The sequence below is a fragment of the Thermoactinomyces daqus genome (genome assembly GCF_000763315.1).
GTDB lineage: Bacteria > Bacillota > Bacilli > Thermoactinomycetales > Thermoactinomycetaceae > Thermoactinomyces_A > Thermoactinomyces_A daqus.
In genome coordinates this window covers 60221-73855 of record NZ_JPST01000061.1, presented here as the reverse complement: position 1 = coordinate 73855, position 13635 = coordinate 60221, and the positions used below count along the sequence as shown (strand labels likewise).

Here is a 13635-nt window from a genome sequence, read left to right as displayed (position 1 = left end):
CTAGGGCGTGTCTGGTGAATCACTAATTGAGCCAAATCATCAGGGAAATCAAGGTAATGGCAGCACAAAAATAAACCGCCCGTTTTTCATAGCGCGTGGCAAAGCCACGCCATTGCTTCAGACGGTTAATACAACGTTCAATCATGTTTCGACGTGCATATCGTTCTTTACTGAAGGAGAGAGGACGACCTGGCTTTTTGGACCGGCGCTCAGCCTGATTTTTACGCTCTGGAATCGTGTGGGGAATGCCACGTTTGAGGAGAAGACGCCGGCAAAATGGATAGCTGTAGCCGCGATCTGCAATCAAATGATCCGGCCTCTTACGAGGTCTTCCTTTTCCAAAACGGGGAACACAAATGGAGTCCAGCAATGCTTGTAATTGGGTACAGTCATGCTGTTGACCTGGGGTGATGGTAAAAGCGAGAGGACGACCTTTCCCATCACAAGCAAGATGAATTTTGGTCGTCAGTCCTCCACGGCTCCGACCCAGTGCCTCATTTTGGAAGTGAGGATCCCCCTTTTTTGGGCGCGCCTGCGGCGTGCTGATGAGCTCGGACGATTGTACTGTCGACGAAAACAACCCAGTCGACATCGGAAACAGCATGGGAGTAGGTTTGGACATACTTCAGCAAGCGATCCCAGGTTCCATCCTTCTGCCAACGAGTAAAGCGATAATAGCAGGTTTTCCAAGAACCATAGCGCTCGGGGAGGTCTCTCCAAGGAGCTCCTGTCCCAAACTTCCAAAGAATCCCGTTTAAAATGGTCCGGTGGTCTTTCCATTGACCTCCACGCTTACCGTTTGAGGGTAACAATGGAGCAATCTTTTCCCAAGCTTCATCCGTAATTTCGTATCGCCGTCTCATCATAGATGTCCCCTTACGAAATATTATGTTAATTTTCATTTTATCATGGAATCTTAGAATATTCACCGGACACGCCCTAAATAGATGTGGCCATCTTCATGTTCAAATGACACCGTGTTATGCTTCCGTCTCAGACTTCCATTGCATGTGATATAGAAAAATTGTTTTGATATTCCCTTCCTCCATATTAAAAACCAAAATAGGCACATTTACAGCACAAATGAGTATTCGTATGAAGTGGTGGCATTTGTTCTTGCTTGGCGATCTTTAAAATCTCCTCGATTCTTCGTTCGACTTTTACTCTGTTTTTGTTCATCCAATGATGTCTTCACTTGATTTGGACATAAAAATGATTGGATTTTTTAACTGTAATCAAATTCCTGTCCACTGGCTTCCCCTTCTTTGATCTCCCGGTCCGCTTCCCGCGTTTAGTTGCATCCATTTTGGTATTGAAATTCGCTGCGGGCGTAAACGTCCACAAGTTCACCTCCGGTTTAGTTGAATCCATCATAGTATTGAAAGTTGTTCAATCTTGAAGCGGAACAAGAGGTATTGGGAGTTTAGTTGAATGAAAGTTGGGCGATCTATTACATCGTCCAAGGATTGTTCGGAAAAGCACGGATAAACCCAATAAAATCAAGGGGTAAAGTGAACGACCGTAGATGTTGCATGTATCTTGGACATGTCCGAACGGAAAAAGGCACTGACAAGATGGAAAAAAGTGATTTTACTGGATGTGGAACCGGACAGGTTGGTGACGAGCAGTGTCATCTATTCCTTTCTGGAGATCCGCCGCCGCATCTGGACGTAAGTAAGGCCCAATCCCAATTTTGCGGGAATGGGCCTTTGCCATTTGTTAATATCAACCGAAATCGGAGCCGGCATTGTTGGTCTCTGGTTGTTTGAAGGTAAAAGAAGAACTTGTTTCTGTTTCCGGAATCGAAGCGGGTTGCGGCGCCAAAGAGTGGTATTTTTCTTCCTGCCTCTCCGTCAGTTTTTTCACGAGTTGAATAGCCACAATCGTAAGCACGATGTCGACCAATGCATTGATAATGGCGATAACGGCTGCACTGGTTAATTCCCCTGCCGTATGCGCCCGTGACTCGAATCGGGAGGACGATCTGCTCAAAATGGAGGAAAACACCCAAAGCATCCACCAAATTTTTATGATTGACGGAGCTGCCAACTTTTGCAGGCTGGTCCCGGATGGAGGGGCAGAAACAGAACAGGCATTCCAGGCATCTTTCATTCCTTCGTACGGTTTCCAGATGAGGGCGACGGGAATAAAATACCAGCCAACCGTCCACCCGGGAGTTTGCCGGAGACCTTGAATCCCCATCGCATAAAGATTTTGATATGTACGACGAATCCATAAACACCAAAGGATGATGGTGACGATGAAACAGATGAGATACAACACGGCCGACAGCGATGTCAAAAACGACGCGCTCAGGACCTCATCAGCACTGGGAACCGCGTTTTTTGGAAAACCGGAGTACGAACTGATTTCCTTCACTGATCCAAACAGATACAAAATATTAATGATGATAAAGGCATACAGACTGATGCGAAGCGCTTTGCTCCGTTTGTTGGCGGAACGGTAAGCCATTATGGAAGATCCATAAACACCCCTCCTGTTGATTGATTTTTACCAAGCTATTATACTAAATGATATTTTTTTTAAAATAAATTTTATAAAAAATGGTTTTCCATTAGGCGGTTTTCCTCACGAGGGAGGAGATTCGTTTTATTGATGGCGGCTGATCTCAATTTCTCATTGGTTTGCATGTGTTGCTTCCAATCCTGGACATCCAAGGTTGTGAATATCTTTGGGATGAAATCGTCATCATTAGTGTCCGTATACTATTTCTCTAAGAGCCAGACGGAGCGGAGATATTCATCGATGGTCAGGGACCCTTTTCCCTCCCATTTGATTGGTCTAAGTAGTTGATCATGATTACCTCATCGGTTATGTATTCTGTAAAGTTTTTTTGCTGAATAACAACCCTTAGCCGATATAAAATAAAAAGTCTGTCAACCCTCCTCAGTTTTCATCACCGGGAGGTTGACAGACATTGCCTTTCTTTAATTCTTATTTCTGATTCCCTATTAAAATATCGAGAAATTTTTTATTCTTTTCAAAGATTGATTCTTTCCCTACAATGGATAGTATGTAAGGAAAATAAACTGCTGCTTGGATCTTGTTGTACGGATGAGGAGGTAATTATATGAAATGGCGGCATGGGGTAGGGGGATTGATCTGCTTGTTTTTTCTGCTAAGTCTTCCTGTTCTGGCTTATGCAGAAGATTCTAAGCAACCGGAGAAGACTCCTACACTGGATGAATTGAACAGTCGTGTTGCCGATTTGGAAGATCATCGCGAGTTTTTAAAAGATCTTGAGGATGAAGTAAAGAATTATCGAGATCATGTACAGGCGGAAATGACCAGTTTTCAGGATTCGGTGCAGAAAGAGCGGGACTCGTTATTTACATTGTTTCAGTTCTTTTTGGTTTTGCAAACCGCGTTGTTAGGCGCTGGAGTTGCCATCATTTATTTTAGTATCGGTCAGACAAAAAACGATTTAAGAAAGCTGATGGAGTCCGAATTAAATCAAACCAAAAAAGAGCTAAATAATAAGTTTAAAGAACGCTTAGAAGAAGAAAAACGAACCCTTGAAAAACAAGTGAAAAACGAACTGGCATTGGCCCTTGAAGGTTACCAACATCAGATGGCAAAAGTGAAATCGCAGATGGAAAAGCAGTATCAGGATATGTTAGAACAATTTACTCGTGAAACTGAACAAGATTTGGTTGCGCTGAAAAAGAATATCGAGAATGAAAAAACATTTACTTCTTCACGAATTTGGGTCATGGGACCTGGAGCAGAGATTGAAAAAATGAAAACAGAAGAAGTCGATCTGATCCGTCGGCGTGGAATTAAGCATATTAAAGTGGCATTGTTTGACCGTGATCAATTGCGACAAGCGCTTGAAAATCATGAAATCGATATCCTTATTTACCGTTATGTCAAGCCAGTAGATGGATCGATGGACCAAGAATTAATCGCCATTGCAAAGTTGCTCATAGAAAGGAAGGATGAGATTCCTCTCCTCGTCTATGGTGCTAATCTAGACAAAGAAGAAATGAATGTTCTTAATGATTACAAATTCTTGACGATCTCTAACTTCCGAATGACCTTAATCAGTAATATTTTCTCCCTTGCCTATGCTTTTAACAAACAAAGCAATCAATAGATTAAAATAGAGAGTCTGTCAACCTTCCGAACATAAAAAACAGGTCAAGGTTGACAGATTTTTTGTTTAGGGGGTACTGAGGGCATTTGGATTTTTTCAATTTATATGGACTATTTGGGGGGGAGATGTTGAGAACGGTTGGGTTCCATTACGAAAAGGCATAAGATGTTTTCTCTTCCGAACGGGACCATCTAGATGAGCCCGCTAGTGGGTGATAGACAAATTCATGCAGCGGAAAAGTGTGAACTTTTTTCGCAGGTGTTTGCATAACGAACAAGGTGAATTGGTAGCCTCGGTGAAAATCCTTAAGAAAAGTACTGATAAACATAATGGAAATGGAACTTAATCTCTTTTCCAGTCATTGATCAACCCCAAAATATGCTATTTCCATGTAAAAGAAATGACTGAGTTCCGACTTTGATAATTCGGGGAAAGGAGGAGAGAACCGGTCAATCCAGGATGAAGGTGAAGCGCTGTCCGGCTTAAGAGGGTGAAGCGATTCGAAAGGAAGGATTGAGAGCGGGTGAATGAGGAAGAGCGAGAAATGGTCTCTTTCTTCGACCGCTTGGATGATTTCCTGTTCTGCAAAGAAAGGAAGTGATCCATCGCGAAGAGAAGTAGTCCTGCCAAGGGGGAGCTTAGGCACTGCCCAATTCGAAAATGGAGGAATGGAAATGAATGAAAAAAATGCAACAAACAACAGCGCAGAGGGTGAGCTCGTTATCACACGCACATTCGATGCACCACGTGATTTTGTGTTCAAGATGTGGACTGAGCCTGAGCATCTGAAGCACTGGTGGGGGCCGAAAGGATTCGCATTTGGTGTTTCCAAGTTGGATCTCCGCCCGGGAGGCGTCTTTCACTACAGCATGACATCCCCTGACGGGAATGAAATGTGGGGCAAGTTTGTTTATCGTGAAATCGTTGCGCCGGAGAGGATTGTCTTCATCAATTCCTTTTCCGATGTGGAAGGCAATGCGGTCCGTGCCCCGTTTAGCCCGACCTGGCCGCTGGAAGTATTAAATACGCTGACGTTATTTGAGAATGGAGGCAAAACCACGATCACCCTTCGAGGGGGTCCTGTAAACGCGACAGAGGAAGAGCGTAAGACCTATGAGGCAGGAATCGAATCAATGAAGCAAGGCTTTGCCGGAACCTTTGACCAGCTCGCCGATTACCTGGCAAAGGCAATTTGACATGCCAATTTATTGAGAAGCTGATTAATCCAAGTGGGAGGAATCTCTCTCTGATCTTTTTGGGATAGGTTCCCCCTTGTTTACGCATTTTTTCATGGAAAAAACCCCTCACTTTTTTCTCAGAATCACTATCATAATATTAATAAAACCCTCGCTAAGATCAGCGAGGGCGCATGATAATAAGAGTAGAGGTAGTGACGGCCAATTTTGGTATCCGTTGATCCATGGTAATGTGAATCTTCTCAATGTAGACGGTAACTTGAGACTAATGCTTGAGCTAGGTATTCGGGGGAAGGAAATACTCCTTCACCCGTTTATTTTTGCTATTGAGAGAGCCATCTTTTTGTTAACTGATTTTCAATTCCGAACTGATCCATGGTCCGTGCAACAACATGATTGATGGCATCGTCGAGTGTAGAAGGTTTATTATAAAACGTAAGCATCGGCGGTAAAATGACAGCGCCAGCATTCGAAAGGCTCAGCATGTTTTCAAGATGTATCCTGTTGAATGGTAATTCACGAGGAAGAATGACCAGCTTTTTTTGCTCCTTTAAAATGACATCTGCTGCCCTTGGAATTAAACTGTCTGCAAACCCTATCCGGATGGCCGCGAGTGTTTTCATGCTGCAAGGTGAAATGACCATTCCATCGACACGAAAGGAGCCGCTTGAAATTCGCGATGCTTGGTTATGTGGCTCGTACACGTATGAAGCCAGCTTTTTTACTTCATCGGGCCGGTAAGATGTTTCAATCTGCATTGTTTTTTCGGCCCATTCCGACATGACCAAATGCGTCTCCACTCCGGATTCCTTTAAGGCCTCCAACAATTTGATCCCGAGGATACTCCTGGTTGCGCCGGTCATTGCAACGATAAGTTTCATTTCTATCACCTGTCAGAGAACACTAACTTTTTCTTTTTTGGGCGATGGGTGGATGAATCTGATATTTGCCCATGTCGGACGGGTCCACTTTAAATCGTGGGTTGTACATCTCCGGATTGGTAATGGCTTCGGGCTCCGTTGATCTCCACGTAAACGTACAGACCGGACATGAGTACATGATCCAGCATCCTTTTACGGGAGACTCACACAAAACCTTTGTTTCATTCGAATCACAGCGAGGGCATGTAGTCACTGTGTATCACCTCTTATTTGTTTATTAATTCTTTTAAGATTTTTTCCCATTTTACGGTGTCTCGCGGTGGTTCCACTATTGGCGCGAATTCTTCTCCCCGACTCTCCGGTGCTTTCGGTGTAGTTGCATCGATAATGAGCTTGTGAGTTATTCCCGGCGGCTCAGAACTTGGGTCCAGAGATAATACTGATGCATTTGGAATGACTACCAAATCCTTGTCGGGCGCGACTCGGGTTGATAAAGCCCACATGACTTGAGATAAATTGAAAGGATCGACAAAATCGTCTACGACAATGACGATTTTACAATACCCCAATCCATGCGGTGTGGTCATCGCACGCATGCCCACGGCTTTGGCAAATCCGCCAAATCGCGTCTTAGTGGAGATAATGGCTATTAACCCCTGCGTAAAGTTGGCATTAACGGCCTCTACTTCGGGGAAAGCTTCTTTAAGCTGGTGGTAAAGGGGTACGCATGTGTTGATACTGGTTATAAAGTCCATTTCAGTCGGTGACATTCCCAAATACAAATTTTCAAAAATGGGATTATCTCGATAGTAGATGGCTTTAATCTGGATTACAGGTTGATGACGGGCATCTGAATAGCTGCCGGTAAACTCCCCGAACGGACCTTCCAATTCCCGGTAGCCTGCGATGATTTCCCCTTCCAATACCACTTCTGCTCCCCAAGGAATATCCAGGTTTGAATGTTTGGCGCGTACAATTCGGTAGGGTTCCCCTTGAATGGCACCGGCCATTTCGTATTCGGACTGCTCATAAGTCAGAGGAGAACCTGCAATCGTGGTAATGACAGGGTCACACCCGATGGCTATGGCTACCGGTAAATTTTCCCCGCGTTCTTCAGCAATTCTCAGATGAATGCCAATATCGTGTGTAGGAATCGGCTGAATGCCAAGACGGTCTTTACCTTTTACCTGCAACCTGTAAATACCTACATTTTGCTTTCCGAAGTGATCCGGATCATCTAAGTCCCGGCTGATAACGCAAGCCTTGTCAATGAAACACCCAGAGTCATCACGATTCAAGCGGAATAAAGGGAGAATGTCAAAAAGATTGATATTTTCTGTTACTTGATTGGCGTGAAAGGGTGCTGTGTCAACTCTTTCGACCGGAACGGGATAGTTTTTCCAACGGCGTGCGAATTCCAGAAACTGCTCTTTAACCGGAGTGTCTTTTGGAAGCCCCATCATCAGAGCATGATTGGGCCATGAACCATGGACGTTTAATGCCACTCGTCCGTTGTTATAACCGAAAATGTTGTTGAAAAGCAGGGCAGGAGCTTGGTCTCCAAGATTGTTAACTGCACGAGCTGCTGAACCTAAATCCGGTTCAGGATAAACCTGTTGCGTAATACGCACTAGTTGTCCTTCTTCTTCGAGCTTTTCCAAGAACGAACGCAAGTCCCTGTAAACCATCCGTAAATCACCTCATGCACATTGATTACAAAATGGTAGGTCTATTGGATAACCTTTCGTTTGTTACTTACATTTTTTACGTTAGCACTAGTTCGAAGATAAGTAAAATATATATAATATATCCAAATCATATATATTACATATGATAGAGGCGATTGGCCATGGATTTGAAGAAACTGCTTTATTTTGTAACGATTGTCGAAGAAGGACAAATTACACGCGCTGCGAATCGTCTGCACATCGCTCAACCTCCTCTTAGCCTGCAATTGAAAGCACTGGAGGAGGAGCTTGGCGTAACGCTGATTGAACGCAATAACAAAAAGTTAAATCTTACTCCGGCCGGATGGACTTTTTATCATAGAGCAAAGGAAATTTTAAATTCAGTTGATGGAATGATATCGGAAGTAAAGGAACAAGGGGCCGGTATTCGGGGGAAACTGTCAATAGGTACAGTAATGTCCTGTATATCTTACTTACCCAGATCTATCCAAACTTTTCAGCGAAAGTATCCGCTCGTTTCCTTTCACCTTTGGGTGGAAGATTCCTACAGAGTCGAGGAACTCTTGCAGAATAGGGATATTGAGCTTGGCATAATAAGATTGCCCTTACAAACCCCAAATTTATCCATGGTTCGCTTACAAGCAGAACCTCTTGTTGCTGTCCAACCAAGGGATTGGAATATTTTCGAAAAGGAAACGATTGCAATAGAGGAGCTTGAAAAGTATCCTCTCATGGTTTTACACGGACAAGGCGGGCAAGGGATCTTTAATCAATTTATTGAGGCCTGTCAAGCATTTGGCATTAACCCAAAAATTATTTGCGAAAGTCCTGATGTTGCGACACTGCTGACACTGGCAGACTCCGGTGTTGGGATTGCCATTGTCCCAAAATTGGCGACTCGTTTAAGACCAAAAGGAACATTATCATATGCGGAAATTACACCTAACATAAAATCAGATACTGCGCTTGTATGGGTTAAAGATCGATATATGTCAAAAGCAGCACAACATTTTAAAGAAATCCTGATCGACTCTGTACAATAGCAACTATTTGTAATAATAAACCGGCTCCTGTACGGATACCTTCTCCTTTTAGGCCTGGAGGCAGCGAACGACGATTGATAAAATGGCTTGAAGCCCCATTTGGTTTCAAGCCATTTTTGCTAGTGGTTTGGAGGAGTGAAGGGGACGATACAGGAATGGAATCGGCCCCCACAGGATGATGCTTTTTAAGCAATCTTGATGGAGATGCCAGCCACGACCGAATAATCGTTAGAAAAATAAAAGTGAGATGGCCAAACCCATCTCACTTTGCTCGATAACATTTCCCAAACATTCACCTGTAATTCATTATCTGACAAGCCGTGAAGATTTTCAAAAAGAATGAGTCAGAGTATTTGGGGATATTGGCAACTATAACTTGTTAACCTTCCATTACAAGCTCATTATTTTTAATTACTTGCCGAATCTCGAAATTTCGAAATCTGTTTTGAGGAAGATATGATTTTGCAGGGGATTTAATAGAAAAACAAAAAAACAAGGACAAAATTTCCTTCCAGCGAATCTCTCGGGGTGCCACGTAGAATCGCGGTCTCTCTTATTTGTTCTTTTTAATCAGATCTTGAATAACCAAATATTCATTGTAAAATTGGCAGTAGATGATTAATTTTTGCGTGGGCGGGGAGATTTCCTGCGAATCAAATAGAAAAACAAAAAAGGGAGAGAGCGCGAGTGGAACTTGCCAATATCCTTTATTTTCTCATGGCGTCGGTCACGCTGACACTTTTGCCCGGCCCGGATCTTCTGTTTGTGATCACCCAGAGCGTCTCCCAGGGAAAACGGGATGGCATTGCTGTTTCCCTTGGATTATGTTCAGGTTTGATCGTCCATACATTTGCAGCGGCGGTCGGGATTTCCGCTTTGCTCTATCATTCGGCGGTTGCCTTTCAGTTGCTGAAGTATGCCGGGGCTGCCTATCTTTTGTATCTGGCCTGGATGTCGCTGAAGGAGACCGGCCGGTCGGGCTTATCGGCAACTGAACCAAAAAGGAGTTTTTTCTCATTGTATAAGCGCGGCATACTGATGAACGTGCTCAATCCCAAGGTGTCCATTTTCTTTCTCGCGTTTCTGCCCCAGTTTATTTCTCCCGCTGTGGGGAAAATTCCGCTGCAAATGATTACGCTCGGCGGGTTGTTTTTTGTCCAGGCCTTGCTGATTTTTTCCCTCGTCTCTGTTTTTTCCGGAATGGCGGGAGAAAAACTGTTGAAAAAATCAATGGGTTCCAAATCGATCAGCTATGTCAAGGCGGCTGTTTATGCTCTTTTGGGTGTGCGGCTGGCCCTGCTGGAAAAATGAGAGATGCCCCTTTCCCGCAATGGAGACAGGGGCATGTTCTTTAAACGAGGGTGATCCGGTATTCTTGCAACCAGAAGTTGACCTGAACCAGATATTCCATCATTTTTCCCACTTCAAAGGGAGCTTCGGAAAACTTATGTTCGACGATGTCGTCTACCAGCTGCTTGTTGATCAGCGGCAGGATCGGCGCATTGGGATCATTTAGCACTTCTTTCATCCATTCGCGCACCGAGCGGTAATAGGTGGGGTCTTGTGCTGTCGGATATCATGATTGAGATTAATACCACCTTTCTCCTGTTTGACTGTTTTTGGATTTTAGCATATTCTTCATGCACTGTCAATTTATTTTTGAACCTTTCGATCTGCGGCAAAGTAAAGATGTATTAGCACATTTGCGATTTTGATTTACTTTTCTTATTAATTTAAAATATTAATGAATGCATGAAACTATTCTTATTTTTTATGAATTCAGGGGAGGGAGAAATATGCTGCGAATGAAAACATGGCGGATTTTGCTGTCGATGGTTTTGGCCATTGGCTCAATTTCACTTATGACCGCTTTCCGATTCCCGGCGAAAGAGCCTCATTCCTTGCATGTTCAATTGCTCGGCATCAATGATTTCCACGGCCAGTTGGATAAGACGAACATGGTGGACGGCAAACCCGTCGGCACGGCCGCAGTTCTGGCTGCTTACCTGAAAAAGCGGGAGCAGGAAAACCCGAATACACTGCTGGTTCAAGCCGGTGATATGGTGGGAGCCAGCGCACCTGTATCCGCTCTTTTGCAGGATGAGCCGACAATCCGGATCCTGAACGCCTTGGGGTTTGATGCAGGAACCATCGGAAATCACGAATTCGACGAGGGCATCCCGGAAATGATGCGGCTGATCTACGGGGGATACCATGAGAAAACCGGGGATTTTGAAGGGGCTTCCTTTCCTTACACCTGTGCAAATGTTTTGGATAAACAGACACATCAACCCATTCTTCCTCCATACACCATCAAACGTGTCAAAGGAATACCGATTGGTTTTATCGGGGTGGTGTCCAGGACGACTCCCTCGATCGTCATTTCGGATCACGTCAAAGATGTGGAATTTATCGATGAAGCGACCGCTGTCAATCGCTGGGTAAAAGTTTTGAAGCAAAAAGGAGTTCATACCATCATCGTCCTGGCTCATGAAGGCGGAAATCAAAACCGGGATACAGGAAAGATTGAAGGGCCGATTGCAGATATTGCCCGGAAAATCGATCCGGAAGTGGATGTGATCTTTGCCGGTCATACCCACACTTATCTGAACGGAACCGTTGCCGGAAAATTAATTGTACAAGCTTACAGTTATGGGACTGCTTTTTCTGATGTGGATTTGACGATTGATCGCCGCAGTAAAGATGTGACAAGCAAACATGGGGAAATCGTTACTACGTACCAGGAGAGAATCAAACCCGATCCTCAGGTAGCCAAAATGGTAGCGGAGGCGGAGAAAAAAGTGGGTCCGCTGATCAACCAGGTGATCAGGAAGACAGCTGCCGCCATCACACGGACGCAAAATGAGGCAGGGGAGTCGGCGCTGGGCAACTTGATTGCCGATGCGCAACGTTCGGCCATGAATACCGACTTTGCCTTTATGAACCCGGGGGGGATTCGTGCAGATTTGCCTGCCGGGGATGTGACATGGGGCGATTTGTACACAACACAGCCTTTCGGAAACCAATTGGAGAAAATGGAATTGACCGGAGAACAGATCAAGCAACTGCTCAATCAACAATTCCAGGATCCCGACCGCGTCCATATGTTGCAGATATCCGGTTTGAAATACCGTTGGGATCCCAGCCGCCCGGCTGATGACCGGATCGTTTCCATGACGGGAGCGGACGGTACACCGATCGATTTGAACCAGACCTACACCGTCACGACCAACAATTTTCTGGCAAGCGGGGGAGACAGATTTACGGTTTTCACCGGCGGGAAAAATGTCGTGATCGGACCAACTGATTTGGATGCTCTGATTCAATATATCAAACAATTGCCGCAACCTTTCCATGCGGAGATTGAAGGGCGCATCCAATCAGCTCCTTGACCGGAAAGGCGGGCGGATTTACAACTTTACACAGAGAAGCTTCAACCAAGTATTTTTTCAATAAACGGGAGAGCGGACACGGAGCCGCTCTTTTTTCTTTCCGTCGGGAGTCGGAAAACATTGTCCCCGACCGGAGACCGGGATTTTTTGTTTAATTTTTGCGAAGAAGTAAAGAGTATAAATGGGTGAATGATGTGAACAAGCGAATGAGATCTCCCATGGCTGTCGCATGGGTCAGCCTGGTCAGCAATATTCTTCTCACGTTGGTTAAATTTATGGTCGGTTGGTTGTATCGCAGTCCCTCGCTAGTCGCCGACGGAGCTCACAATGCTTCGGATGTGGTCGCTTCCGCTGCCACGCTGGGTTCCATGCGCGTGTCAACCATGCCGGCCGATCGTGAACATCCTTACGGACATGGAAAGGCGGAGGTGATTGCTTCGGGGATCGTGGCGGTGATTCTTTTTCTGGCTGCCATCTGGATGATTTATCAGTCGATCGAAGCGTTGTTCCTGCCTCCGCCAAAAGCTCATGCCATCTCGTTGATTGCGACCGTTTTTTCATTGCTGTTTAAACTGGTCTTATATATTTACACCATCCGGATCGGCAGGAAAGTAAACAGCAAAGGATTAATCGCCACCGCCTATGATCATCTGTCAGATGTCTATTCCTCTCTGGCTGCGGCGATCGGGATCGGCCTTGCTCTTTTGGGACGCCAAGCCCGCATTCCCTATCTGGAATACGGGGACCCGCTCGCCAGTATTGTGGTTTCTCTGTTGATCCTCAAAGTGGCCATCCATATGGGGAGGGAAGCGGTCGATATCCTGATGGAGCGCAATGTGGCCCAGGAAAAATTGGATCAATTTGCCGCGATCATATCCGCCGTGCCGGGAGTGAAGCGCATTGACCGGATCCGGGCCCGGGAACACGGGCATTATATTCTCGTGGATGTGCGTGTCGGCGTTCCGGGAGAGATGACGGTTCAGGAAGGGCACGATATCTCCCGTGCCATCAAAAAGAATGTGATGGAGCGTTTTGATGACGTGCAGGAAGTATTGGTGCATATCAATCCGTGGTATGAAAATGAATCGGCAGTGAAAGCAAATGAGGTCGATTACTGAGTAAAGGAGGATTTAGCGATGAGTGAAAACAAACAGGGCAAAAGAGGAGAGAATAACCATCCGCAAACGGCAAAGGTGCAAAAGGGGGAGCATAAAAACGGGAGGTTGAGCCAATTTAAAAACCACCACCCCGAAGGAGAGCCTTATCCGAGCGAGTATCTGAGCCGGGAACGGGATTAAGGAGTGGGAAGGCATCCGGA

13 protein-coding genes and 1 pseudogene are annotated in these 13635 nt (G+C 45.2%); 7 read left to right on the top strand and 7 right to left on the bottom strand.

Annotation, left to right across the window (positions count from 1 at the left end; all coding sequences use genetic code 11):
* Positions 1 to 22: 22 nt before the first annotated feature.
* The 3 genes and pseudogenes from JG50_RS19590 to JG50_RS0117040 all read right to left on the bottom strand — a co-directional run bounded on the left by JG50_RS19590 (position 23) and on the right by JG50_RS0117040 (position 2472).
* A pseudogene (locus JG50_RS19590) lies at positions 23 to 863 on the bottom strand (IS5 family transposase).
* A gap of 187 nt (positions 864 to 1050) precedes the next feature.
* Positions 1051 to 1179, bottom strand: coding sequence for a Dna2/Cas4 domain-containing protein (locus JG50_RS21155; protein ID WP_152568638.1), 129 nt, complete (start codon positions 1177 to 1179; stop codon positions 1051 to 1053).
* 546 nt (positions 1180 to 1725) lie between these two features.
* A complete protein-coding gene (locus JG50_RS0117040; protein WP_033102303.1) occupies positions 1726 to 2472 on the bottom strand; it encodes a DUF4328 domain-containing protein in 747 nt (248 codons plus the stop codon).
* Positions 2473 to 3091: 619 nt separating this feature from the next.
* Between JG50_RS0117040 and JG50_RS0117035 the strand changes: the two genes are divergently transcribed.
* On the top strand, positions 3092 to 4117 hold the full coding sequence (locus JG50_RS0117035; protein ID WP_033102302.1) for a hypothetical protein: 1026 nt from the start codon (positions 3092 to 3094) through the stop codon (positions 4115 to 4117).
* 674 nt (positions 4118 to 4791) lie between these two features.
* A complete protein-coding gene (locus JG50_RS0117030) occupies positions 4792 to 5313 on the top strand; it encodes an SRPBCC family protein (protein ID WP_033102301.1) in 522 nt (173 codons plus the stop codon).
* Between the two features lie 323 nt (positions 5314 to 5636).
* Here JG50_RS0117030 and JG50_RS0117025 read toward each other — a convergent pair whose 3' ends face one another.
* From JG50_RS0117025 to JG50_RS0117020, 3 genes are read right to left on the bottom strand one after another with little or no spacing between them, the layout of a single operon-like run.
* The gene (locus tag JG50_RS0117025) at positions 5637 to 6194 is read right to left on the bottom strand and encodes a UbiX family flavin prenyltransferase (protein ID WP_033102300.1); all 558 of its coding nucleotides are present in this window, start codon (positions 6192 to 6194) and stop codon (positions 5637 to 5639) included.
* Between the two features lie 22 nt (positions 6195 to 6216).
* The gene (locus JG50_RS19585) at positions 6217 to 6447 is read right to left on the bottom strand and encodes a non-oxidative hydroxyarylic acid decarboxylases subunit D (RefSeq protein WP_081944023.1); all 231 of its coding nucleotides are present in this window, start codon (positions 6445 to 6447) and stop codon (positions 6217 to 6219) included.
* A gap of 13 nt (positions 6448 to 6460) precedes the next feature.
* Positions 6461 to 7882: a non-oxidative hydroxyarylic acid decarboxylases subunit C gene (locus JG50_RS0117020; RefSeq protein WP_033102299.1), complete on the bottom strand. Its 1422-nt coding sequence runs from the start codon at positions 7880 to 7882 to the stop codon at positions 6461 to 6463.
* 161 nt (positions 7883 to 8043) lie between these two features.
* Between JG50_RS0117020 and JG50_RS0117015 the strand changes: the two genes are divergently transcribed.
* Positions 8044 to 8925 (top strand): LysR family transcriptional regulator, encoded by an 882-nt coding sequence (locus JG50_RS0117015; RefSeq protein ID WP_033102298.1) that lies wholly within the window; start codon positions 8044 to 8046, stop codon positions 8923 to 8925.
* Between the two features lie 687 nt (positions 8926 to 9612).
* Complete coding sequence (locus JG50_RS0117010; protein ID WP_033102297.1) at positions 9613 to 10236, top strand: LysE family translocator; 624 nt, start codon at positions 9613 to 9615, stop codon at positions 10234 to 10236.
* Between the two features lie 40 nt (positions 10237 to 10276).
* Here JG50_RS0117010 and JG50_RS20375 read toward each other — a convergent pair whose 3' ends face one another.
* The gene (locus tag JG50_RS20375; protein WP_160173933.1) at positions 10277 to 10453 is read right to left on the bottom strand and encodes a hypothetical protein; all 177 of its coding nucleotides are present in this window, start codon (positions 10451 to 10453) and stop codon (positions 10277 to 10279) included.
* A gap of 268 nt (positions 10454 to 10721) precedes the next feature.
* Here JG50_RS20375 and JG50_RS0117005 point away from each other — a divergent pair, with 268 nt between their 5' ends.
* The 3 genes from JG50_RS0117005 (at position 10722) to JG50_RS20370 (ending at position 13615) form a co-directional block, all read left to right on the top strand.
* Entirely contained in the window at positions 10722 to 12317 is a 1596-nt protein-coding gene (locus tag JG50_RS0117005; protein ID WP_033102296.1) for a bifunctional metallophosphatase/5'-nucleotidase, read from the top strand.
* A gap of 194 nt (positions 12318 to 12511) precedes the next feature.
* Entirely contained in the window at positions 12512 to 13435 is a 924-nt protein-coding gene (locus JG50_RS0117000; RefSeq protein WP_374057985.1) for a cation diffusion facilitator family transporter, read from the top strand.
* 18 nt (positions 13436 to 13453) lie between these two features.
* A complete protein-coding gene (locus JG50_RS20370) occupies positions 13454 to 13615 on the top strand; it encodes a hypothetical protein (RefSeq protein WP_160173932.1) in 162 nt (53 codons plus the stop codon).
* Positions 13616 to 13635: the final 20 nt, after the last annotated feature.

Coding starts and splice junctions, on each gene's coding strand:
- JG50_RS0117020 (WP_033102299.1), bottom strand. CDS start 7,882: ATGGTTTACAGGGACTTGCGTTCGTTCTTGGAAAAGCTCGAAGAAGAA.
- JG50_RS21155 (WP_152568638.1), bottom strand. CDS start 1,179: ATGAACAAAAACAGAGTAAAAGTCGAACGAAGAATCGAGGAGATTTTA.
- JG50_RS0117030 (WP_033102301.1), top strand. CDS start 4,792: ATGAATGAAAAAAATGCAACAAACAACAGCGCAGAGGGTGAGCTCGTT.
- JG50_RS20375 (WP_160173933.1), bottom strand. CDS start 10,453: ATGAAAGAAGTGCTAAATGATCCCAATGCGCCGATCCTGCCGCTGATC.
- JG50_RS0117025 (WP_033102300.1), bottom strand. CDS start 6,194: ATGAAACTTATCGTTGCAATGACCGGCGCAACCAGGAGTATCCTCGGG.
- JG50_RS0117040 (WP_033102303.1), bottom strand. CDS start 2,472: ATGGCTTACCGTTCCGCCAACAAACGGAGCAAAGCGCTTCGCATCAGT.
- JG50_RS0117035 (WP_033102302.1), top strand. CDS start 3,092: ATGAAATGGCGGCATGGGGTAGGGGGATTGATCTGCTTGTTTTTTCTG.
- JG50_RS0117015 (WP_033102298.1), top strand. CDS start 8,044: ATGGATTTGAAGAAACTGCTTTATTTTGTAACGATTGTCGAAGAAGGA.
- JG50_RS0117005 (WP_033102296.1), top strand. CDS start 10,722: ATGCTGCGAATGAAAACATGGCGGATTTTGCTGTCGATGGTTTTGGCC.
- JG50_RS20370 (WP_160173932.1), top strand. CDS start 13,454: ATGAGTGAAAACAAACAGGGCAAAAGAGGAGAGAATAACCATCCGCAA.